Genomic DNA, 21,019 nt, shown 5'->3' on the forward strand with positions numbered 1-21,019 from the left:
ACGTCACACTCCCCCTTGTTCATATCATTCAGTATGATACAACTATCATATCAAGGAGTATGTCTATGACCTATCGAGCCACCTTTACCTTAGAAGCTGATGCGTTTGCCTTTCTGAAACAGATGGGCGGCGAGAATCGCAGCGGTTATATCAACGAGCTGCTGAAACGGGAAAAACGGCGGACGCTCGAACAAGCAATCCTTTCGGCGAACCGTGAGGAGGCAGGCGATCAGAGTTATCACGCTGAACTGGAGACATGGGATGAGACTTTAGCTGATGGACTTGACGAATGAGAGAGGGCTCGTATCGCCAATTAGAAATCAGATGGGTTGATCTCAATCCGACCCGTGGTGCGGAGACACGGAAGAAACGTCCTTGTGTCATCATCCAGTGCGACCTCGTGAACCGGCAGTCTCAGACTGTGATCGTCGCTCCGCTTCTGCCGGGTCATAAAACTTGGCCATTTGCCGTGAATATTCGGCCGAGCACCGGCAATGGCTTGGATAAGGAGCAGCATGTGAATATGAAGCAATTGCGGGCGGTGGACATCTCGCGGATTGAAAAACAGCAAGGTCAATTGGAAAAACCGTATCTTGAACCTATCAAAAAGGCATTGCGACTCATATTTGATCTTGACCAATGACACGAAGATCTCCACGATGACCACCGACAAATCCCTCATTTTCTTCGACAAGCAAACGATGCACAATACAAGATCCGCCCCCTTCTTCATTCCTACGAGACCGAAACGATTACCACAGCAGGTAGAACTATTTGCTTCACGGGAACATCTGCGCCTACCTGACCTGCCGGCTAATGAGCACGCTCGTTCTCGAAACATCAACAACGGTTAGATGTCGCATTGACAGATTACGCCGTTTTCCTTACCGTACGCCCATGGGCAATCCCTCCCACCAAGCCCGGAATAACCGAACACTCTTAATGATGCTCGGCATTGCCAGTATGCTGGCCTGGGTCGCGTTATTCTCTGCTGGCCTGCTAGTTGACTCCAAGCCCTACCGTGATGCACTGGCCAAGCAAGACGTGACGGTTCACAACCTGGTGCTCGCCGCTCTGCTCTACACCCCCACCAGCGTCGCCCTGCTCAGTATGTTGGCAGGCTTAATGGGTGGCTGCTCGAGTTTGATGTATGACCATGAGGATTTGGAGGAGCAGGTGAAGAGTGCAGAAAAAGAGGGGAACCAACAACTGGTCAGGCGATTGACCCTGCGCCTGTCTTATCTTTCTGAGTCGCCGTTTTCGTCGATGCTGCGGGGATTCCTCGTCTATCTCGCTATTATTTCAGGAATTCTGCTCGCCATTTCCAATCCGTTCGAAGTTACAAGCGCCGACCAATTCATCCGTCTTGCCGGACTCTTTTCTGTCATTGCCTTCGTCATGGGATACGACCCCACCCGCTTTGAGGATCTTATCGATACCCTCTCATCCCTCAGCCACAAGGCCGCAGGGAAAAAGTAAACACGGGCGGTGCAATCCCGCCTCCACTCGATGTCAGCTCCCACGCCATCGGCGTACAACCCACAGACTCCGACCTCAATCAACGGACCGAAGCAGGCCCTCGTTTGCAAGATGAAAGCTCGTTGAATACGCGCAGCCGTACCGGTGCCACCATAGACAGTCCATCAAGCAAGCCGTAGCATCTGCACTCCACCGTCCGTTTTTCTCGTTCAGCCACAATAAACCAGTGCTGCACGATACAAGATCCAACCCTACTTGACGGTTTCGATCTAACCCGATGTCTACCCGCATCACCAACGGGGAATAACTCAGACTTTCCTTAGCAGCGAGCCGGGATAGAACTGACCAGGAGCTACGGGTTGGTTAGTAGCGCAGGCAGCCAGAGTGAGAACGGTTACGGCGAGCAAAGCGAGGTTCTTCGGGCGCATACGAATAGATCTTCCGGGTTCGCCGATGTGCCGAGAACATTAGCGGAAATGGCTTAGCGGCTGTCTAGGCGACACCTAACAGACATCGGCTATTGTGTGTAATTCGGTGGCTTAGCCTTGCTCAATTCTTTTCTCCCTGTTTCTTCATCAACTAATTCCAGCCTTGAGGACAGCCCTTCCCCTCCAGGTGGGGTCAGATAGTTATTAGTTGCCCAATCAGGCACAAGGTGCTGAAGAACGTAATACACTTTCCCACTCTCGACGGTGACCGTAACTTGGCCTGGACCTGGAACGCAGGCTATGGCGGCTTGACCAGGATCTCGCTCCCAACTGAGAAAACCACGATGTCCAGCAATGGAGCCAATCTCCATATCACCATCATATATTGATACCAGGGCCATGTGGCTGGCAATGTTCCAAAGCCACGGGTGCCGTATGACATAGATACGACCCTTCTGCGCGTTTTCGATGAGTTTGTCCTGATCAGGGAAATGTACGCGCTGCCGATGCTGCGAAACACATGCTGAGAAGAGTGCCAATATGAGCAGCCCTACAGCGAATTTCAGAAATCTATTCATGTCGGTTGAATTATTTCCTGACCAATGCGGTGGACATGAGTCCATGCCCACCCTATCCAGCGACACGGTTACTTCATGTAGACACCGGACAATCCAGAAACGGCAAAGGAAGCCCTAGGTTCTCCTGTACCGGTGCCTTGTGTAACCGCTCAGCGGCATCCATGACAAACTTCCTAAATAGTAATTCTTTTGCACGATTGTCCCTGTCCGGGTTTTCATATCCTCCGTTTATGCCTACGACCACATCGGGATACACGATCAATGGTGTCTACACAAATAATCTTTGACGATATTAATAGAAGAAGTCCGTCCAGATTGATGGTGCTCACCGGTATGCCTTCGAACTCAATCGTTTCGGTGTTAGCCATGTGCCACCAGCGCATAAGCGCCTATCAGGAAATAGTTGACGTGATGGTGATTGAGAAAACGTAGGAGGGTTTTGAGATCCTCAAGCGTGGCGGGTCGGCTGTACTCCTCCATCACGCTCGCTTGGCGGCTAATCGTCCCATGCCCTTCGCCAAGCAATCTGCTTGCTGTTGATTTGCTTCCAGGTGCGATCGAAAACGATACACCCCTTTCGGGATAAATGTACTTTTGGCCAAATGTCCGATTGTCTCGCTAAAACGAGCCCCTTCCGCCAACAAGGTTCCATCGCCCTGCCTGGCAAGCGGTCGCTCACGTCTGTGTCCAACCGTGATCATACTCTTCACTCTACCTGAGGTGTGAACAGGGGGCAAGCTGTACCAGCCACGCTTACCTCCAGAGGCAAGCAGTCGTTACCAATATCCACATAAACATGGCTGACATGCAGTGACATTTCGTTCTGCCCGGACACTACTCTAGCCCTCCATCTTGCCTCTCTTTATCTCCACCCTTTAGGATGGCATGACACAGATTGGCTACACAGGGAATGATTTCATGGAACCAACTTTTTGGCACAACCGATGGCAAACAAGTCAGACCGGTTGGCACGAACGCGCTGTTAACTCGCTGCTGATCACCCACTTCCCTTCCCTACACGTGCCTCCAGGTGGACGTGTCTTTGTACCGCTCTGTGGGAAGTCACTCGATCTCGGCTGGCTCCTGGCTCAAGGCTATGCAGTGGCTGGGGCGGAACTGAGTGAATTGGCCGTAACGCAGCTCTTTCTCGAGCTGGGAATAGAACCGACCATATCAGAAGTCGGAAGGCACAAACACTTTCACGGAGAGAAGATCGATATTTTCGTAGGTGATCTCTTCGAGCTGTCCCGCGAGGTCCTCGGCCCCGTCGATGCAGTTTATGACCGGGCTGCGTTAGTCGCACTCCCAGAGGCCATGAGGGGCCAATACACCACCCATCTCAAATCCCTTACGGCATTGGCGCCCCAACTGGTTATTGGGTATGAGTACGATCAGACTGTCGTGCCAGGGCCTCCGTTTTCCGTTACCCCCAATGAGCTTTATCGCCATTACAGCAACAGTTACACCCTCACACCGTTGGCCCGTATCGACGTCCCGAATGGGCTCAAGGGAAAGTGCCCCGCAACGGAACATGTTTGGCGGTTGGAGAAACGACCGGTCTAAGAAAAGAAGAGGGCGGGAATATTTTCCATTACACTCCGATAGCCAAACGGACGGGATGGACGGTTTCCTGAATTCCGTACGGCCCGGCTGATTCCACCCGCTCAGGATCTACATACGTATCGAACAGCCGATCCCATACAGTAAACAGCACTCCGAAGTTTGCCCCAGCTTTTCCCATCTCTTTCAGGTGGTGCACCCGATGATAACGAGGCGTGACGAAGAGCCACTCCAGCTTCCTCGATTGCCAGGTCACATTCATATGCATCCAGTTATTGGTCAACACCATCAGGTAGGAGTAGATCGGGAAAAACAATGCGGGCACCGGCTTGAGCAGTGGGAACGCCAGCACATACGGTACATTGGCGAGGACGATTTGTGGAAAGCTCGCCCGAACACCGGCCAACCAGTACAACTCCGTTGGCGCATGGTGCCATCGATGGATCGACCACCCCCAGGACGTATGCCAAAACCGATGCATCCAATAGCCGATTCCGTCGAGAACGAACAGGAACACGATCAGCTTGAAACCGAATGGAAGTGCCTGCCAACGCCAATAGGAGTAGTGCGGAAACGGGATTTGGTTCGTCACCTGTGCGGCGAAGACGAAGAAAATCTGGTACGTGGTGAGGGCTGCCACATCCGGCAGGAATACCTGAAAATATTGGACTGGACGTGTGGCCCAACAATACTCCGCCGCGAAAAAGAGCAGGCCGATTCCCCAATAGATGGCGATCCCTTCCCACGCAAACGTATTAGCAAGCGCGTCGAGCATTATGGTGACGTCGGACATGTGACTACATAAAAGGCAAGGCAGGAGGATCGCTCATCCTGAAGGCGCTGGTCAAGTCCGTAGGGCTACATCAAAGGAGGGGACTGTTCTGGCCGCGAAAAGGATTCTCATCACTCCATGACCATGATAAGGATTGATACACGCTAGGATAGCTTGCTACTTGGAGAGCATTTGGAAGCAGAGCTGTATGGTTAGCTGACACAATTCCCTGTGCTGAGCGAAAGCACCTGGCAAATTGCCTTTACACATTAAACCGGAAATAGACAATATCTGCTTCCTTGATGACGTAATCTTTACCTTCAAGGCGGAAGAGGCCCTTCTCCTTCACCTTGGCTTCAGACCCGCAGGCCAACAAATCGTCGTAGTGGTAGACCTCGGCGCGGATGAAGCCACGCTCCATGTCGGAATGGATCTTACCCGCCGCTTGCGGGGCTTTGGTGTTTCTGGGAATCGGCCAGGCGCGAGACTCAGTGTCGCCGGCGGTGAAAAACGTTACCAAATCCAACAAGCTATAGGCTTCACGCGTCAGCCGGACGAGCCCTGATTCGGTCAATCCCATTTCACTTAGGAAGTCCGTCCGTTCGCTTTCAGGTAATGACGAGAGCTCCGCTTCAAGTTGCCCGCAGATCGTGACAACTCTGGCCCCACGCTTGGCAGCAAAGTCTCTCACCGTTTGGACCATGGCTTCGTCGGCATTTTTTCCTTCCGAAACGTTGGCCACAAACAGCACCGGTTTAGCCGAAAGCAGCTGGCATTCCGTAAGGATCGCCCGTTCCTCTGCCGGGTATTCCCGATTACCCAACCATTCGCCCTTGTCGAGCAGGCCGATGAGCTTGGTAAGAAACTCCACTTCAAAGGCCGCCTTCTTGTCACCGGCCCGGACTTTCTTTTCGGTTTTCTGTTTTCGCCGATCGAGCGTCTCCAGATCGGAGAGCATGAGCTCCGTTTCGATCACCCCAATGTCTCGGAGGGGATCAACGCCACCGCTAACATGGACCACATCGGTCCCCTGAAAACAACGGACCACATGCAATAACGCATCGACTTCGCGGATATGACCAAGAAACTGATTACCGAGTCCTTCACCTTTACTGGCCCCTTCGACCAGTCCAGCGATATCCCGAACTTCCAGGGTGCTGTAGGTGGTCTTCTTCGAAGCGAAGAGTTCAGTTAGTTTGACGAGCCGAGGATCCGGCACCAGTGCCACGCCGGTATTGGGATCCACCGTAGCGAACGGATAGTTCGCCGCAAGTGCCCCACCACCGGTGAGTGCGTTGAAAACCGTTGTTTTACCAACGTTGGGAAGCCCGATCATCCCGCAACAGAGTCCCATATTTCTCCAGTTCTAAGCTTTGAGTTCTGAGTGCTGAGTTTCCCCAACACCAATCATTCACAACTCACCACTTCTGCTTTCTTCACGAATATTGAACTGATTCATCGCGACGTCTGGCCCTCGATGGATCAGACACTCCAGCGCATCAACCGCTCGCTCCAGACATGGTTCAAAGACCGCCAGTTCATCATTTGGGACCGGTTCCAACACATAGTCCGCAGCATCCCGACCCGGTGCAGGCCGACCGACGCCAATCTTAAGTCTGATAAATTGTGGAGTGCCCAGCGCTTCGATGAGGGACTTGATCCCGTTATGCCCCCCATAGCCTCCGGAAAGTTTGATCCGCAGCCGGCCCGGCTCTAAATCGAGATCATCATGGACGACGATAAGCTCGTTGGGCGTGAGGGAATACTCTCTCAGAAGACCCTTCACGGGAGGACCGGAACAGTTCATCCAGTCGAGGAGACCGGCCAGCTCGATTAGTTCTCGTCCAAGTCGCCCGGAACCTCGCTGAGCAGTCCCGCGCGGTGAGAGCCGGATCGACCATCGAGCGGCAGCCCGCTCGATGGCCCACATTCCGACATTGTGACGGGTCTGGGCATAGGCCTTTCCCGGATTGCCCAGTCCAACAAGCAGACGCAACGTTACTTCTTCTTTTCTGCTTCTTTCTTCTCAGCCTTGGGCGCGGCAGCGGCGTCTTTCTTCTCTCCGCCCTTGGCGTCACCGGCAGGCGCTGCGGCACCAGCTTTGGCCGGCTCGCCCCCAGCTCCTTCGGCGCCCGCTTCTTTGCCTTTCGCCACGACTTCCGGCTCGCCCGCAGCACCCGCACCACTGGTCAGCAAGGCCTCCAGTTTTGCATCCGACATCGGAGCCGCGACACTCACCACCATCTGGTCAGGTTCATCTAAGAAACGGACTCCCTCGCGCACGCCAATTTCTTTCACATGGATACCGCTCCCGATGGTCAAGGCCGATGCATCCACCTCGATGTGATCAGGCAATGCCGCGGGCAAACATTCGACATGCATGTCGCGCATGTTGTGGTGCAACACGCCGCCTTCCTTCACGCCAGCGGGAATGCTGCCGATGACCTTAACCGGCACCTTGACTCGAATCGGTTTACTCATGGAAATTTCAAAGAGATCGGCATGCAACAACGCCCCCGTCACCGGATCTACTTGATAGTCTCGCAAGAGTGCGGTACGGCTCGGCTTGGACTTGGCCCCACTGACCGTCAGTGAAATCAACGCGGTACTGCCCGCGTGGGACTTCAGAATCTTGACCAAGTCGTCGGGGTTGGCGATCAGCGAGAGACATTCACCCTGGCCGTACAACACCGCCGGAATTTTTCCTGCCCGTCGCATCGACCGCGCAGCTCCCTTACCCGCTTGTTCTCGCACCGCTACTGTCAAATCGAATTTCATGATTCTCCTCCGTCTCCCCAGCTTTCAGCACAACGCCCGGCCCAGACCGGGCTAGGCAAATAGTGAACTCACCGACTCATCTTCATGAATGCGCCTGATCGCTTCGCCTAAGAGCGGCGCCACCGACAATTGATGCAACTTCGGACAGATCAACTCTTTCCCTCGCAACGGAATGGTGTTGGTGATCACCACTTGGGAAAGACACGACGACTGTAATCGTTCCAGCGCCGGCCCAGACAAGACCGCATGGGTGCAGGCGGTCATTACCTCTCGCGCACCATGATCGAGACAGGCCTGAGCCCCCTGAACGATCGTACCCGCCGTATCGATCATGTCATCAAGGAGGAGGACCCGCTTCCCCTGCACATCCCCGATGATATTCATGATCTGGGCTTGATTGGGACCTTCTCGGCGTTTATCAATGATGGCCAGGTTGGCCTGAATCCGTTTGGCTAAGGCCCTGGCTCGCTCCACCCCCCCGGCATCGGGAGAAACTACAACGAGATCGGTCATTTGTTTTTTGATGATGTAGTCCAGCAAGACCGGAAGTGCGTACAAGTGATCAACCGGCACGTTAAAGAATCCCTGGATTTGTCCGGCATGAAGATCCATCGAGAGTACACGATCGGACCCGGCCGTGGTCATCAAGTCCGCGACCAACTTGGCGGTAATGGGAACGCGGGGTTGATCCTTCCGATCCTGACGGGCATATCCAAAATACGGGATCACCGCCGTGATACGATTGGCGGATGAACGTTTCAACGCATCAATGATGATCAACAACTCCATCAAAGAATCGTTGACCGGCTGACAACAGGACTGCACCACGAAGACGTCGGCGCCCCGAACATTTTCGTCGATCTTGACACGGATCTCACCATCGCTAAATGAAGAGACCGTCGCTTCACCTAACTTTTGCCCAAGGTACGCGCATATCTCATGCGCAAGCGCAAGATTGGCGTTGCCAGAGAAAATTTTTAATTCTCTGTTCATCGAACGTTCCTAACTGATCGTCTCGTCGTTAGTCTAACGTGCTGGATTCTCTAGTGGTTCTTGTGCGGCACGCAATGCTGATCGTGATCAGCATGACAATACACGTCGCAGCACACACGACTGGGGAAACCAATCAAGGGGTGAAACTGTATAAGAAATCTCCGGTCTGTGTCAATAAACGACCCGAAGAATGTTGGAATCGGTCAACTACGAGGGAGACGAAGTCTGTGCGACAAAAACTTTGAACTGTGGCTCATTCATAAATAGAGCCTGTGCCTGACGAGCCTTGGCTTCATCACGAAACACCCCGAAAACGGTTGCCCCGCTCCCCGAGAGGAGCGCCACGTCAGCCTCGAGAGCCAGCAATCGATGCTTGATCTCCTGCAGCAGGGGGTAGGCCTTAAACACCGGTCCTTCGAAGTCATTTTCTGCCGCCTCCAGCACCTGCTCCCATCCCAGCTCAGAGGCTTGTTCCAGCATGGCATGGGATTGGGACAGTGGAACTACACCGGCTCGATTGGCAGTGAGCTGCTGGTACGCCCACTTCGTTTCCACCGGGAAACCCGGATTGACCAAAACAACCCATCGCGTTCCTTTGATCCGAATCGACGCAACCTGCTCACCACGCCCTGCCACAGTCGCGGAGGGCGCAAAGAAAAAGAACGCCACATCGCTCCCGAGCGTTTGGCCAATGTGCGCCATCTGTTCCACCGACCATCCTAGATTGAACAACTGGTTTAGGCCGATAATCGTCGCAGCCGCATCACTACTCCCACCTCCCAAGCCGGCTCCCATTGGAATCCGTTTTGCGAGAGTGATGTCCAATCCTCCTGTTTGCCCACTCTGCTCCATGACCGCCACGGCCGCACGAGAGACCAAATTGGAGCCATCCGTCTTCAACGATGGCTCGTCACAGCGCAATGTGACTCCGGAATGGGCACCAGTCAGTTCAAGAGTGATCTCGTCCTCCACCTGGACCGTCTGCATGAGCGACCAAAGATTGTGATAGCCATCCGTGCGACGATCGAGAATGCGCAACACGAGATTGATCTTGGCAGGGGCGAATACGCGAATGGAGAGAGGACGGGAGGTCGATGCGGGAGAAAGGTTAGTCACGACCTCCTTTTATAGCATACTTCTCTAACCGATACCGAAATGATCTGGTGTTCAACCGCAGCATTCGTGCCGCTTTCTTCTTGACCCACTTGGACCGCTCCAGTGCCTTGAGCAACAGATCCTTTTCGATTCCGTTGATCAGCCCCTCAAGATCCAGGCCTTCATCGGTCAAGTCCAACGGGACCCCCTGTACTGGCGGCAGCGCCGTGGGCCGATGAAGCCAGCCGCGCACATCGGCATCCGTTACCGGCCCGTCCACGGAGAATGCCACGACTCGCTCGATCAGATTTTCCAGTTCACGAACGTTGCCGCGCCATTCATGTTCTAACAGGACGTGCATCGCGTCGGAGCTGAATACCGGCTTTGGCTTCCCACTTTCTTTCGCAAATCGCTCCAGGAAGTGATTGACGAGGAGTGGAATATCACCCGTTCGCATTCGTAACGGTGGAAGCCGGATAGGGATCACGTCCAGGCGATAGTAGAGATCCTCCCGAAAAGAACCGTCCGCCACGGCTTTCTCAAGATCCTTATTGGTGGCGGCCACCACACGCACGTCGACTTTAATGTCTTGACTGCCTCCCACTCGACGAAATTCTCGCTCCTGAATCACTCGGAGCAATTTCACTTGAATGGTCGGCGTCGTGTCCCCGATTTCGTCAAGAAAGATCGTTCCGCCGTTCGCGATCTCGAACAACCCCGCTTTATTCGCGATCGCACCAGTAAATGATCCCTTCATATGGCCGAAGAGCTCGCTCTCCAGCAAGGTTTCCGGCACAGCACTGCAGTTCACCGCCACAAACGGCAAGGCGCTTCTTGCGCTGTTGTAGTGAATCGCGCGAGCGACTAATTCTTTCCCCGTTCCACTTTCTCCACAAATCAACACGTTGCTTTTCGAGTCCGCAACCTTCCGCACAACCTCAAACACTCTTTGAATCGCCTCGCTCTGACCGACCAACTGTGCGAATGACGACTGACTCGCCATTTCTCGCTTGAGTAACATGTTCTCGGTCGTCAGGCGCCGCTTTTCCAACGCATTCCGGATGATCAACTGCACTTCATCCACTTGAAAGGGTTTCGTTAGATAATCATAGGCTCCCTGCTTCATCGCTTCGACGGCGGAGTCCGCACTCGCGAAGGCGGTGATGATCAACACCACCGTTTCCGGAGAAGCCGATTTGACCGCTTTGAGGACTTCCATTCCATCAACCTTCGGCATACGCAGATCGGTGATGACCAGATCGAAGATCTCCTTCTGCAGTAACTCAACGGCATCCTCACCATCCATGGCGATGGTCACGGCATACCCGGCCCGTTTGAGCATGATGCTCAAGACCTCGCGCAAGCTTTGTTCATCATCGACGACTAAGATCTTTTCCACGGCTCTCTTCCCTCATGCCAGAGTCTGACGCCAGAATCTGCGGTACGAGGCAAACAGACCCCGAACCGCGTTCCCAGCCCTTCCTCACTCTCCACTTTGATCCACCCGCCATGAAGATCCACGATGCGATGGACCGCCGCCAATCCCAATCCGGACCCGCTCTTCTTGGTGGTAAAGAACGGCAAGAAAATCTTGTCGAGGTTCTTCTTCGGAATGCCTTCTCCCGTATCATGAAACGACACCTCAATCACATCAGCTTTCCGACCCGCCACATCCACCTTTCGGCATCCGGTTGAGACCGTCAACTGACCGCCCTTGGGCATCGCATCAAAGGCGTTCACGGCAAAATTCCAGAACACTTGTTTCATCTGATCCTGATCCACTTGTGCGGGCAGTGTGTCAGAACACGGAGCAGTCACCACAGTGATATTCGTTCTCGTTCGTGCTTCATGTTGTACCAGATCAAACGTCTCAGCAAGGACTTTGTTCAAATCACACTCGACCAAATTCAGAGCCGGAGGCCTGGCATACTGCAAGAACTCGGTAATGATGGCATTCAGCCGAGTGGCTTCCCGAACGGCAATCTCCACCAACCGTTGGCTCGTTTCGTCGGCCTGCACATCCTTCCGAAGCATCTGCATGGCACCGGCGAGGGCACCGAGCGGATTTCGAATTTCATGCGCCATGCCCGCCGACATTTCTCCAAGGCTGGCAAGCCACTCCTTCCGTCGCATTTCCTCCTCTAAATCGCGGATCTGCGTGAGATCCTTACAGACGCCCACTAGTCCTGTCGTTTCGCCTTGCTCGTGTAGGGGGCCAAGTGTCATTCCGAGAATCAGCCGATTCCCATCGGCCCGTTTACACTCGACCTCGAATCTCAGATTATGTGAAACACGTTCAGCACCCTCGCTCTCCAATCTTTCTGGCTGCCAGTTGAAGACTTCGCGCCAAGGGCGCCCATGGACTTGCTTGCTGCTATAGCCGGTCGCTTCTTCGGCGGCAGGATTGAATGACGTGATCAGGCCATGCGCATCGGTTGTGAACACCCCGCTGCTGATGCTGTTCACGATGTTCTCATGGAACGCTCGCAGACGGTGGAGCCCTTGCTCTTTTTCTCGGAGCGATTGATCCGCCGTCCGCAATTGATCCGCAAGGGCACCACTCAGGAACCCGACGACCAGAAACGCCAGCGCATACACGCCGAACGCCTGAAGCGTTTCCGCGGCGCTCAGTCGGGTATGAGGAAGCCAACCCCAGGTCTCGGTAAGACCATACAACTGTAAGTTAGTGAGAAGTCCAAACAGGATGATGCAGAGGCTTGCCGTCAACAGGCCGACTCGACGCCGTGGCACCAAGCTTGCCACGGTCACGCTGATGACGTAGAGTACGGCAAAGGGACTTTCAATTCCGCCTGTTCGTGCAATCAGCACAGACTCAACGATAAAATCTATGGCGATCTGCCCCCATGCAAACCGCACAAGTACTTCTGGACGAACGAGATGTTGCAGGATGAGGGCGTAGAGGATCGTGGCTCCATAGGTAAAGACGATCAAGGCATAGAACGTTTCGACGCGCTCGCCTTTCGTCACCTGGAATGCAAGAGACAGCCCTAACAGCAACGTAACAAGAACGACCCGCCAGCCCATCAACCAATAAATTCTGGTCTTGATCTCGTCCACGCAGTGATCACCTTCTAGTCAGGCCATTATCCTCCGTCGAGTGCAGGACTCGACGGGGACGGCCATCGCCGCTGAAAGGCCTGTGGGCGGGAAGAATACCGCTAGGATTTACCGCAATAAGGATGGACAAACGTCTGACCAGCTTGACTCACAAGGTGGGCAGAAAGAATCACCCACCTCAGTGCATGCATTACCCGATCGCAGAGGCCATGGTGAAGATCGGCAAATACATCGCCACCACGATGAAGCCGACCGTGACTCCCAGGAACACCATCATCATCGGTTCCAAGAGTGCCGTGAGATTTCCAACAGCCTCGTCGACTTCGTCTTCGTAGAAATCCGCGATCTTCCCAAGCATGGTATCCAGCGCGCCGGTTGACTCTCCGACCGAGATCATATGCGTGACCATCTTCGGGAATGTGCCGCTTTTTGCAAGCGGCTCCGAAATCGTCTTCCCACCGCTGATGCTGACTTTCGCTTCAAGCAGCGCCCCTTCGACTACCTTGTTGCCGGAGGTCTTGGCACAGATCGTCAGCGCCTCGAGCAATGGCACACCGCTTGCCAGCAAGGTCCCCAATGTCCTGGTGAACTTGGCCACCGACGCCTTACGAATCAAGTCCCCAAATACGGGCAGCTTCAGCAGGAACTTGTCGATGGCCAATCTCCCCTGTTTCGTTACATAGTACTTCTTGATCCCCACCACCAACCCGATGATCACACCCAGCATGATATACCAATTCCCTTGCGCAAAATTACTCATATCAATGACGAGCTGGGTCGGGGCCGGAAGTCCCATTTTCCCACCGGACATTTCCTTGAACATTTTCTCGAACACCGGGATGACCCAAATCATTAAGACGGTAATCACGATTGCGGCGATGCCCAAAATGGCGGCGGGATAGACCATCGCGCTCTTAATCTGCCCTTTTAACTTCATGGCCTTTTCGATATGCTTCGATAATCGTCCGAGAATGGTATCCAGTAATCCTCCCACCTCGCCGGCATGGACCATATTGACGTATAGGTCATCGAAGATTTTGGGATGTTTGCTGAGGGCGTCCGAAAACGTTGATCCACCTTCGACCCGTCCCTTGATCTCACCGACCGACTTTCTCAATACGGCATTCTCGGACTGTGTCGAGAGGATTTCGAGACATTGGATCAACGGCAATCCCGCATTGATCATCGTCCCGAATTGTCGGGTGAATACGACCAGGTCCTTTTCCTTCACCCCACTTCCCAGCTGAAAACTGAACCCCTCTTTGGCCGCCTTCTCTTCGAGACTCGTGACGACGAGGTTCTGCTTGCGTAACTGCTCCGCAGCCTCATCTCTCGACTTGGCAACCAGCTCACCCTTCTTCACTACTCCGGACTTACTGCGCCCGATGTACGCAAATGTGGCCATAGGTTCTCGACCTGTTACGGCTCCGATGCCGGTTATCGAACAATTATAGGGACTACAGAAGGAGTCTACTGGCGTCTCGAAACCCTGTCAAAAACAATTACATTATTTACCTGGTCCCCCAGGCGAATCGTGAGGTTGAACAAGGGGATCAGGTCAGTGGAGGGGCTGCATTCGCATCTCGATATCCTCGATACAGATAGTGGAATCCTGAGGCAAGCGTAAACCCAACCATTAAGACAACAAGCGGGGTAATCGTCGAGCGATCAACCCCACGCCATGTCAGCAGAATGGTTAGAAGAACATAGCTCAATTGAAACAGCGTCGTTCCTTTTCCTAGGAACGTCGGAGTGACATTGATCGGCGTACTCGTCACATGGGCAACCACCGTCCCCAGCAAGAGCATCAGATCTCGGCTCACAACCAGAATGACAAGCCACGACGGCACGAGATGGAGCACCGCGAGCGAAATAAAGCTTGATGTCAGCAGCAGCTTGTCCGCGAGCGGATCGAGCAACGTTCCCAATCGCGTTCTCTGATTAAGCTTACGTGCGAGGTAGCCATCAACCGCATCCGTAAGCCCGGCGAGAAGCAGCGTCAACAGGGCCAATCCATAGGAGCCGTAGGTCATGAAGCCGATGAATACGGGAACCAAGAGGATACGAAGAATGGTCAGACTATTGGGAATATTCATGGAGTGGAATTCGGACATGCCCCTGACTTGACGAGGCGAGGCATCATAGTAACCGATGGTGCGCTTGTCAACGAGTTGCAGGGAGGGAGGGACACCTCCTATAATCAACTCGGTGGTGTACTATCTCAACCGATGGCGAAGGGATACGGAAGTATGAGCACATTACCGCTCCTGTTCAAGAAGGAAGGATTGGTCGAAAAACATCAAGTGGAAGGGGTGGATCCGAGTGACCGCTATTTTAACCGGGCCATCCTCGTGAATCGAACCTCGGCTGGCTACTCCACCAAAGTAATGTATGAAGCGTTGATCGTTGAGAGTCGATCGCACTCAACCATTATCGCTGCCGTAAAAGAATTGGTTGAAAAACTCCAAGATTTTGGGTTTACACGTCTGCGAACACGACCTAATTTTAAGGGCACCCGGTATCTCGCCGAGAAGGAAACCTGGATCGATTATCCAGACCGTGCTTGAGGTCAGGCTAGAAATTCCTGACTGACGAGGTCATGGATCACAGGACGGAACTCCCGAATCGCTTCATTACGACTAGAAGGATGAACGCGATTGGAAATCAACACGACCTCCAAACGCTGTACAGGATCAATCCAGATTGATGTTCCGGTATAGCCCAGATGACCGAAGGACTGATCTGAGAAGCGACATCCAGCCGATGACGGCTTTGAGGGAGTATCCCACCCTAGAGCCCAGCTGGACGCCTCCCCTCTCGCTTGCCTCTTGGTAAACTCCCGGACAAGATCCCCATCGAGCATCGCGGGCTGCCCATGGTACGCCTTCAGCCACTCACCTGTGATAGTCATGATCGCGTCAACATTTCCGAATAACCCGGCGTGCCCCGCCACTCCTCCCATTGCACCTGCATTCTGATCATGCACTTCTCCGCATAGTACCCGGCCTCGCCAAGGATCGTATTCAGTCGGAGCGACACCGGTCTTTGTTTTACGCATTCGCTCAAGAAATGTATTTAGCTCCTCGGGTAGGACAAATTGAATGGATGGCTTCCCCAGCCGATGCAGGATACGATCAGAGAAAAACTGATTCAATGATCGCCCGCTGGTCCGTTCAACGATCATCCCCAGCAACATGAACCCCAGATCGCTATAAAGGCTGCGAGCACCGCGCTCATAGACTAAGGGTTCCGATCGGATTAAGTTCAACAGCTTTTGCTTCGCTGAGCTCCTCCCGTCCCTTGATGACGGAACGGTTCCATCTGGGCTGAGCCGCTCATAATAACCTCGCCATCCAGGCAATCCAGATTGATGAGTTAATAAGTCTCGAAGGGTTGTAGACCCGATTGGGTTCTCAGCGCATTCCTCAAGGTACTCAGCGAGATGAGCATCAAGCCGACACTGGCCGTTCTGAATCAACAGAACGAGAGACGTCACGGTTGCCAGAGGTTTTGTTAAGGAAGCCAGATCATAGATGGTGGAGATAAGAACGGAGTCTCCTGGCGGGTCGATCGATAACCGTCCGGCAGAAAATCGTGCGATCGGTCTGTCTCCCTGGCGCACCCCCAATACTGCTCCTGGGAAAACTCCATTCACAACAGCTCGGTCAAGTGCAATCTGAATTGCAGAAGGTTCGGGCATGGGGAGAGACTTGATGTAAACCAATCGAACGCAGCGTTACAACTAAACCATCGGCTAGACGAGGAGATTCAACGAATCATCGCAGCGGGCTGGACTCTCCTTCCATTTTTTCCTCCGGCACAATGTGATGCTCTTGGTAGACCTCACTCGCTTCAACATCCAACATTCGTTCGAACGTACTGAGCGTGGCTCGCATACGCTCCACCATCAGCAGGCGCTGCTTTTTCAGAACGGACAGATCCCGCTGGGTATTTCCAAGCTCGACCCTTGCTTGCCGAAAGAGTTCGCTGGCCTTCAATTCCGCTTCTTTCACAATCAGCTCCGCATCTCGTTGAGCGCTACGTTTGACGTCCTCAGCCAGCGACTGTGCTGAAACCAGGGTATTGGATAAAGTCGTTTCGGTCCGCTTCAGTTCTGTCACCTGTTGTTCGAGCGAATAGATTCGTTCGCGTAATGTCGCATTGTCTCGATTCAGGTACTCAACCGTCTGTGCAATCTCCTCCAGAAAGCGGTTGACCTCTTCACGATCATAGCCACGAAGTTTGACCTGAAATACCATCTGTTGAATGTCGATCGGTGTGATCTTCATGCCATCCCCCATCGGTTGCGTCAGTTCATCCGTACTGCTATGTCCTTTATGGACTGGACGACCGCAATCTGCATAAACCAAATCGCTGCAATGACAATCAACGGGGAAAGGTCTATTCCCATCCCCAAGCCGACCCGTCGCCGAATCGGAGCCAGTATCGGTTCCGTCGCACGCGTGAGAAATTGGACGATTGGATTCCACGGATCCGGATTGACCCACGAAATGAGCGCTCGTGCAATAATTATCCAGCTATAGAACGACAAGGCATAGTCTAGCACCGTTGCCAGTCCTAACAAGGTATTTCCAACCACAAACATTAGTTTCCAAGCTCCTGAGATCGTCTTGTCGCAGCCTCAACTGCGTCCATTAATACAGCCCGCAGCCCCCCTTGCTCCAACCGATGCAATCCGGCGATCGTCGTCCCTCCGGGAGAAGCGACTTGGTCCTTCAGGCGTGCAGGATGCTGACCAGACTCTAGTACCATCCGAGCCGCACCCAACACCGTCTGCGCCGCCAGCATACTTGCCGTCTCTCTAGGCAAACCCATTTTGACTCCCCCATCCGCCATCGCCTCGATAGCGAGGAAAATATAGGCAGGGCCGCTTCCGCTTAAACCAGTCACAGCATCCATAAGACGCTCCTCAAGCACAACCACTTTGCCAACCGCGTCAAAGATCTGCTGCACGCGGGCAACCGCCTCCGGTCCAACTCCTGGACCGACCGCCAATGCTGTCATCCCCGCGCCAACCATCGCCGGAGTGTTCGGCATGGCGCGAATAATTAACGTTTGAGAGCCAAGGAATTCCTGAAGCCGACCGATGGGAACTCCGGCAGCCACCGACACGACGAGCCGATGACCGATACCCGTTCCCATCCCCCTGAGCACGTCGGCAAGGACCTGCGGCTTAACGGCGAGCATGACGATATCACTTGCACGTACCACCTCATCATTCACGAGACCCACCCGAACCCCATAATATCTCTTGAGATGATCCTGCCGTGTGACGTCTGGATCTGCCACACAGATTTGTTCCGGCTCGAACAACCTGGCAGTAAGCACACCGCTGATCAACGCTTCTGCCATACGCCCACCACCGATCAACCCAAGAGTATGCATACCGACTGAGTTAGACATGTCGTGCTCCAAAAATGGCGCTGCCGACACGAACAAGCGTTGCTCCTTCTTCTATGGCGACTTCATAGTCATTCGACATACCGATGGACAACTCGTCCATTTTGACTGACGGGAGATGTTGCGCATCAATCGTCTTCGCTAACTCAGCGAGCTTTCTGAAATACGGTCGGGCCGAATCAGGATTAATAGTCGGAGGCGGTATCGCCATCAATCCCTTGATACGGATATGGGAAAGTTGCGCCAACTCTGACACGGCTTGTCGTACATCGTCCGGACAAAAGCCCGCTTTTGTGGGCTCGTTTCCGATATTGACCTCCAGCAGCACATCCTGCCGACGGCCGGCATCTCCTGCGCGGCGATCGATTTCTTGCGCCAGCTCCAGACTGTCGACTGAGTGAATCAAGTCAAATACACCGATCACGGATCGCACCTTCCTCCGCTGTAATTGCCCGATAAAATGCCACTGGACGGGACCAGGATTGAAGGCAGGAATCTTGGACAGCGCCTCTTGAACGCGATTCTCCCCCAAGATCGCCAAACCCGCCTGCACCCCTTCTGCGATCTTCTCGACAGGAACAGTCTTTGTCGCAGCCACAAGACGAACGCTGCTGGCGGGACGGCCGGCCTTTTCTGCCGCCGATCGAATTTTGGCTAGCACCGACTGAACTCTGCTTTCGATTGTATCTTGGACGGGCGATTCCATCTACCCACTCGCGAATTACAGCGCACCCTTCGGCACGCCGCCCATATTGTATCGGATTAGACTAGGAATTGGCAGAGACTGATTTAGCGTCGCTTGGGTGGCAAGCCAATGGCACTTATCATAGTCCCGTTGACTTTTCCTTCTCGCCGATAGGAAAAAAATAGATCCTCATGACAAATCGTACAAAGATTCACGGTCGTGATTGCTTGTGGCGCGGCGCCATAGGCTACTGCCTGCTCTTTAATAAGGCCCTTCAAATCCAGTTTAGCCTTTCCCTCCCCCTGAAATCGAACGACCTTCTCCCAATTGCCCCCGCCCTGACGAAGACGTTCAAGGACTGGGTCGTCTACCTCGTAACAACAAACACCAGCCGATGGACCGATACTCAGCCGTATCTGCTTAGGATTTGAACCAAAACGTGCCTCCAACAGCGCCAGTGTCTTTGGGACGATCGCCTCTACAGCTCCTCGCCATCCAGCATGGATTGCCGCCACAACTCCATGGGTGGGATCATGCATGAGAATCGGAACACAATCGGCAGTCCTCACTGCCACCATGACCCCTGGCTGATCGGTCACCAAGGCATCCCACCCTCCCTCAAAGCGGTCGGCTGCTGACAGCGCACGATCCACTACCAGAGCCTCGGTCCCATGAACCTGTTTGACAGACAGCATCCAGGCTGAAGGCGCAGCTCCCTGGACGCCCTGTAGGGGGATGCCGATTTTCAGGTCGTGCTCTACGGTGTGTTGCCTAGTTCCAAAAAAGTGGTGCGCCTGATTCACGGTATCTGTAAATGCCGGAACCGTTATCACGGATGCGCTTACCATCTCAATGCTCACCAGGTCTCATGGACCGAGAATATTGCCCAACCCGAGACTAGTCGGCCTGCTTACGAAGAAAGGTTGGGACATCCCATTCGTCCTCAGCCGTCATTGCTGCACGATCCGGTGCGTCTCGCATCTCTGTCATACGCCGTAAAAATGTGGGTCGGTCGAGATCTTTCGTCGGGCGATCCGCCGCAAGGGATGCGACCATCCCCGCCAGAATGGGCTGAATCGGCTTCGCAGGCCGATTCACTCCCCGATCCCCTGCTATGGGAGCCGCAGGCTGATCTTCTTCTCGTTCAAAGCCTGTTGCAATCACCGTAATAATGAGATCTTCACCCATATCAGGATTAATCACCTGCCCGACAATGATGTTGGCCTCCGAGTCCGCCGTCTGCTGGATAATACTAGCCGCCTCCTCAACTTCATGCAGTGATAAACTAGCCCCGCCGGTTATATTGAGGAGAACTCCTCGGGCTCCTTCCACACTACCCTCCTCAAGAAGTGGGCTGCACATAGCCTTCTGAGCGGCTTCGATCGCCCGGTTCGGGCCACGTGAGATGCCCATTCCCATGACGGCACGCCCGGTATGTGACATCACCGTGCGGACATCAGCAAAATCGACATTCACATGTCCGGTCGTCGTAATCACATCGGCAATACCTTGAATGGCCTGCCGCAGGACGTCATCGGCCACCTTGAACGCCTCTAATAGCGGAGTTGATTTATCAACGATTCCCAAGAGCCGTTGATTGGGGATGACCAACAATGTATCGACATGACGTCGCATGTCACGGATCCCCTCCTCGGCATGTTTGTTTCTCCGTTGGCCTTCATACTGAAACGGCTTCGTCACCACCCCTACCGTCAAAATCCCCATTTCTCGAGCGATGCTGGCGACAATGGGGGCGGCTCCAGTCCCGGTTCCTCCCCCCATGCCGGCCGTGACAAAGACCATATCCGCGCCCTCGAGGCATTCACGGATATGCTCCTTACTTTCAAGCGCCGCATCCCGTCCGATTTCCGGTTTCGCGCCAGCGCCTAAGCCACGAGTCCGCTCCGGCCCAAGCTGGATTTTGTACGGGGCCAGGGAGCGATCCAGTGCCTGAAGATCGGTGTTACTGGCGATAAAGTCGACACGAGCGAGTCCCGAGGTGATCATCGTATTGATTGCATTGCATCCGGCTCCGCCAATTCCAATCACCTTAATCCGGACAGGTGACAGCATATCTTCCTGAAATGAAAACATGGGAGCACCTCCTCGCATCACCCGCACACCGAGCGCCTGACGCCCGCAAGGGTTTTAT

At 53.9% G+C, this 21,019-nt stretch carries 24 protein-coding genes; 5 read left to right on the forward strand and 19 right to left on the reverse strand.

Annotated elements, in window-relative coordinates; all coding sequences use genetic code 11:
- Window positions 1-65 precede the first annotated feature (65 nt).
- The 3 genes from ACMTNU_RS02890 (at window position 66) to ACMTNU_RS02900 (ending at window position 1,479) form a co-directional block, all read left to right on the forward strand.
- On the forward strand, window positions 66-293 hold the full coding sequence (locus tag ACMTNU_RS02890) for a CopG family transcriptional regulator (protein WP_413933689.1): 228 nt from the start codon (window positions 66-68) through the stop codon (window positions 291-293).
- Window positions 290-643 (forward strand): type II toxin-antitoxin system PemK/MazF family toxin, encoded by a 354-nt coding sequence (locus tag ACMTNU_RS02895; RefSeq protein ID WP_413933690.1) that lies wholly within the window; start codon window positions 290-292, stop codon window positions 641-643. The genes ACMTNU_RS02890 and ACMTNU_RS02895 overlap by 4 nt, the downstream gene beginning before the upstream one ends.
- Window positions 644-942: 299 nt before the next feature.
- Entirely contained in the window at window positions 943-1,479 is a 537-nt protein-coding gene (locus ACMTNU_RS02900) for a hypothetical protein (protein ID WP_413933691.1), read from the forward strand.
- A gap of 517 nt (window positions 1,480-1,996) precedes the next feature.
- Here ACMTNU_RS02900 and ACMTNU_RS02905 read toward each other — a convergent pair.
- Window positions 1,997-2,485, reverse strand: coding sequence for a hypothetical protein (locus tag ACMTNU_RS02905; protein WP_413933692.1), 489 nt, complete (start codon window positions 2,483-2,485; stop codon window positions 1,997-1,999).
- A 479-nt stretch (window positions 2,486-2,964) separates the two neighbouring features.
- Window positions 2,965-3,186 carry a hypothetical protein gene (locus tag ACMTNU_RS02910; RefSeq protein ID WP_413933693.1) on the reverse strand — a complete coding sequence of 74 codons (222 nt, stop codon included), beginning with the start codon at window positions 3,184-3,186 and terminating at the stop codon, window positions 2,965-2,967.
- 217 nt (window positions 3,187-3,403) lie between these two features.
- Between ACMTNU_RS02910 and tmpT the strand changes: the two genes are divergently transcribed.
- Window positions 3,404-4,048: a thiopurine S-methyltransferase gene (gene tmpT, locus ACMTNU_RS02915; protein ID WP_413933694.1), complete on the forward strand. Its 645-nt coding sequence runs from the start codon at window positions 3,404-3,406 to the stop codon at window positions 4,046-4,048.
- A gap of 28 nt (window positions 4,049-4,076) precedes the next feature.
- On the opposite strand, the gene ACMTNU_RS02920 is transcribed toward tmpT, so the two are convergent.
- The 10 genes from ACMTNU_RS02920 to ACMTNU_RS02965 all read right to left on the reverse strand — a co-directional run bounded on the left by ACMTNU_RS02920 (window position 4,077) and on the right by ACMTNU_RS02965 (window position 14,875).
- Window positions 4,077-4,838, reverse strand: coding sequence for a sterol desaturase family protein (locus ACMTNU_RS02920; protein WP_413933695.1), 762 nt, complete (start codon window positions 4,836-4,838; stop codon window positions 4,077-4,079).
- A 241-nt stretch (window positions 4,839-5,079) separates the two neighbouring features.
- Window positions 5,080-6,171 (reverse strand): redox-regulated ATPase YchF, encoded by a 1,092-nt coding sequence (gene ychF, locus ACMTNU_RS02925; RefSeq protein ID WP_413933696.1) that lies wholly within the window; start codon window positions 6,169-6,171, stop codon window positions 5,080-5,082.
- A gap of 57 nt (window positions 6,172-6,228) precedes the next feature.
- Window positions 6,229-6,813, reverse strand: a complete 585-nt coding sequence (gene pth / locus ACMTNU_RS02930) for an aminoacyl-tRNA hydrolase (RefSeq protein ID WP_413933697.1) — start codon at window positions 6,811-6,813, stop codon at window positions 6,229-6,231.
- Between the two features lie 2 nt (window positions 6,814-6,815).
- Window positions 6,816-7,595, reverse strand: coding sequence for a 50S ribosomal protein L25 (locus ACMTNU_RS02935; RefSeq protein WP_413933698.1), 780 nt, complete (start codon window positions 7,593-7,595; stop codon window positions 6,816-6,818).
- A gap of 51 nt (window positions 7,596-7,646) precedes the next feature.
- Window positions 7,647-8,588 carry a ribose-phosphate diphosphokinase gene (locus tag ACMTNU_RS02940; RefSeq protein ID WP_413933699.1) on the reverse strand — a complete coding sequence of 314 codons (942 nt, stop codon included), beginning with the start codon at window positions 8,586-8,588 and terminating at the stop codon, window positions 7,647-7,649.
- Window positions 8,589-8,795: 207 nt separating this feature from the next.
- The gene (gene ispE, locus ACMTNU_RS02945) at window positions 8,796-9,704 is read right to left on the reverse strand and encodes a 4-(cytidine 5'-diphospho)-2-C-methyl-D-erythritol kinase (RefSeq protein WP_413933700.1); all 909 of its coding nucleotides are present in this window, start codon (window positions 9,702-9,704) and stop codon (window positions 8,796-8,798) included.
- Entirely contained in the window at window positions 9,697-11,082 is a 1,386-nt protein-coding gene (locus tag ACMTNU_RS02950) for a sigma-54-dependent transcriptional regulator (RefSeq protein ID WP_413933701.1), read from the reverse strand. The genes ispE and ACMTNU_RS02950 overlap by 8 nt, the downstream gene beginning before the upstream one ends.
- On the reverse strand, window positions 11,067-12,761 hold the full coding sequence (locus tag ACMTNU_RS02955) for an ATP-binding protein (protein ID WP_413933702.1): 1,695 nt from the start codon (window positions 12,759-12,761) through the stop codon (window positions 11,067-11,069). The genes ACMTNU_RS02950 and ACMTNU_RS02955 overlap by 16 nt, the downstream gene beginning before the upstream one ends.
- Before the next feature lie 190 nt (window positions 12,762-12,951).
- Window positions 12,952-14,166 carry a type II secretion system F family protein gene (locus tag ACMTNU_RS02960; protein ID WP_413933703.1) on the reverse strand — a complete coding sequence of 405 codons (1,215 nt, stop codon included), beginning with the start codon at window positions 14,164-14,166 and terminating at the stop codon, window positions 12,952-12,954.
- A 148-nt stretch (window positions 14,167-14,314) separates the two neighbouring features.
- Window positions 14,315-14,875, reverse strand: coding sequence for a CDP-alcohol phosphatidyltransferase family protein (locus ACMTNU_RS02965; protein WP_413933704.1), 561 nt, complete (start codon window positions 14,873-14,875; stop codon window positions 14,315-14,317).
- 135 nt (window positions 14,876-15,010) lie between these two features.
- Here ACMTNU_RS02965 and ACMTNU_RS02970 point away from each other — a divergent pair, with 135 nt between their 5' ends.
- Window positions 15,011-15,328 (forward strand): hypothetical protein, encoded by a 318-nt coding sequence (locus ACMTNU_RS02970; RefSeq protein ID WP_413933705.1) that lies wholly within the window; start codon window positions 15,011-15,013, stop codon window positions 15,326-15,328.
- 2 nt (window positions 15,329-15,330) lie between these two features.
- On the opposite strand, the gene ACMTNU_RS02975 is transcribed toward ACMTNU_RS02970, so the two are convergent.
- From ACMTNU_RS02975 to ftsZ, 7 genes are all read right to left on the reverse strand, one after another.
- Window positions 15,331-16,461, reverse strand: a complete 1,131-nt coding sequence (locus ACMTNU_RS02975) for a serine hydrolase domain-containing protein (RefSeq protein WP_413933706.1) — start codon at window positions 16,459-16,461, stop codon at window positions 15,331-15,333.
- Between the two features lie 76 nt (window positions 16,462-16,537).
- Window positions 16,538-17,050 (reverse strand): DivIVA domain-containing protein, encoded by a 513-nt coding sequence (locus ACMTNU_RS02980; RefSeq protein WP_413933707.1) that lies wholly within the window; start codon window positions 17,048-17,050, stop codon window positions 16,538-16,540.
- Window positions 17,051-17,070: 20 nt separating this feature from the next.
- Window positions 17,071-17,367, reverse strand: a complete 297-nt coding sequence (locus ACMTNU_RS02985; RefSeq protein ID WP_413933708.1) for a YggT family protein — start codon at window positions 17,365-17,367, stop codon at window positions 17,071-17,073.
- Window positions 17,367-18,185, reverse strand: coding sequence for a pyrroline-5-carboxylate reductase (proC, locus tag ACMTNU_RS02990; protein ID WP_413933709.1), 819 nt, complete (start codon window positions 18,183-18,185; stop codon window positions 17,367-17,369). The genes ACMTNU_RS02985 and proC overlap by 1 nt, the downstream gene beginning before the upstream one ends.
- Window positions 18,178-18,888 carry a YggS family pyridoxal phosphate-dependent enzyme gene (locus ACMTNU_RS02995; RefSeq protein ID WP_413933710.1) on the reverse strand — a complete coding sequence of 237 codons (711 nt, stop codon included), beginning with the start codon at window positions 18,886-18,888 and terminating at the stop codon, window positions 18,178-18,180. The genes proC and ACMTNU_RS02995 overlap by 8 nt, the downstream gene beginning before the upstream one ends.
- Before the next feature lie 83 nt (window positions 18,889-18,971).
- Window positions 18,972-19,727 carry a peptidoglycan editing factor PgeF gene (pgeF, locus tag ACMTNU_RS03000; RefSeq protein WP_413933711.1) on the reverse strand — a complete coding sequence of 252 codons (756 nt, stop codon included), beginning with the start codon at window positions 19,725-19,727 and terminating at the stop codon, window positions 18,972-18,974.
- Between the two features lie 37 nt (window positions 19,728-19,764).
- Window positions 19,765-20,961, reverse strand: a complete 1,197-nt coding sequence (gene ftsZ / locus ACMTNU_RS03005; protein WP_413933712.1) for a cell division protein FtsZ — start codon at window positions 20,959-20,961, stop codon at window positions 19,765-19,767.
- Window positions 20,962-21,019 lie beyond the last annotated feature (58 nt).

Source organism: Nitrospira sp. BLG_1 (assembly GCF_047338595.1).
Taxonomy (GTDB): domain Bacteria; phylum Nitrospirota; class Nitrospiria; order Nitrospirales; family Nitrospiraceae; genus Nitrospira_D.

Excerpts from the sequence above, each read along its gene's own strand:
- ACMTNU_RS02960 (WP_413933703.1), bottom strand. The coding sequence starts at position 14,166 with ATGGCCACATTTGCGTACATCGGGCGCAGTAAGTCCGGAGTAGTGAAG.
- ACMTNU_RS02895 (WP_413933690.1), top strand. The coding sequence starts at position 290 with ATGAGAGAGGGCTCGTATCGCCAATTAGAAATCAGATGGGTTGATCTC.
- tmpT (WP_413933694.1), top strand. The coding sequence starts at position 3,404 with ATGGAACCAACTTTTTGGCACAACCGATGGCAAACAAGTCAGACCGGT.
- ACMTNU_RS02975 (WP_413933706.1), bottom strand. The coding sequence starts at position 16,461 with ATGCCCGAACCTTCTGCAATTCAGATTGCACTTGACCGAGCTGTTGTG.
- ACMTNU_RS02980 (WP_413933707.1), bottom strand. The coding sequence starts at position 17,050 with ATGAAGATCACACCGATCGACATTCAACAGATGGTATTTCAGGTCAAA.
- ACMTNU_RS02995 (WP_413933710.1), bottom strand. The coding sequence starts at position 18,888 with ATGGAATCGCCCGTCCAAGATACAATCGAAAGCAGAGTTCAGTCGGTG.
- ACMTNU_RS02935 (WP_413933698.1), bottom strand. The coding sequence starts at position 7,595 with ATGAAATTCGATTTGACAGTAGCGGTGCGAGAACAAGCGGGTAAGGGA.
- ACMTNU_RS02890 (WP_413933689.1), top strand. The coding sequence starts at position 66 with ATGACCTATCGAGCCACCTTTACCTTAGAAGCTGATGCGTTTGCCTTT.
- ACMTNU_RS02965 (WP_413933704.1), bottom strand. The coding sequence starts at position 14,875 with ATGTCCGAATTCCACTCCATGAATATTCCCAATAGTCTGACCATTCTT.
- ychF (WP_413933696.1), bottom strand. The coding sequence starts at position 6,171 with ATGGGACTCTGTTGCGGGATGATCGGGCTTCCCAACGTTGGTAAAACA.
- ACMTNU_RS02970 (WP_413933705.1), top strand. The coding sequence starts at position 15,011 with ATGAGCACATTACCGCTCCTGTTCAAGAAGGAAGGATTGGTCGAAAAA.
- ACMTNU_RS02985 (WP_413933708.1), bottom strand. The coding sequence starts at position 17,367 with ATGTTTGTGGTTGGAAATACCTTGTTAGGACTGGCAACGGTGCTAGAC.
- ACMTNU_RS02920 (WP_413933695.1), bottom strand. The coding sequence starts at position 4,838 with ATGTCCGACGTCACCATAATGCTCGACGCGCTTGCTAATACGTTTGCG.
- ACMTNU_RS02900 (WP_413933691.1), top strand. The coding sequence starts at position 943 with ATGATGCTCGGCATTGCCAGTATGCTGGCCTGGGTCGCGTTATTCTCT.
- proC (WP_413933709.1), bottom strand. The coding sequence starts at position 18,185 with ATGTCTAACTCAGTCGGTATGCATACTCTTGGGTTGATCGGTGGTGGG.
- ACMTNU_RS02905 (WP_413933692.1), bottom strand. The coding sequence starts at position 2,485 with ATGAATAGATTTCTGAAATTCGCTGTAGGGCTGCTCATATTGGCACTC.
- ftsZ (WP_413933712.1), bottom strand. The coding sequence starts at position 20,961 with ATGTTTTCATTTCAGGAAGATATGCTGTCACCTGTCCGGATTAAGGTG.
- ACMTNU_RS02940 (WP_413933699.1), bottom strand. The coding sequence starts at position 8,588 with ATGAACAGAGAATTAAAAATTTTCTCTGGCAACGCCAATCTTGCGCTT.
- ACMTNU_RS02910 (WP_413933693.1), bottom strand. The coding sequence starts at position 3,186 with ATGATCACGGTTGGACACAGACGTGAGCGACCGCTTGCCAGGCAGGGC.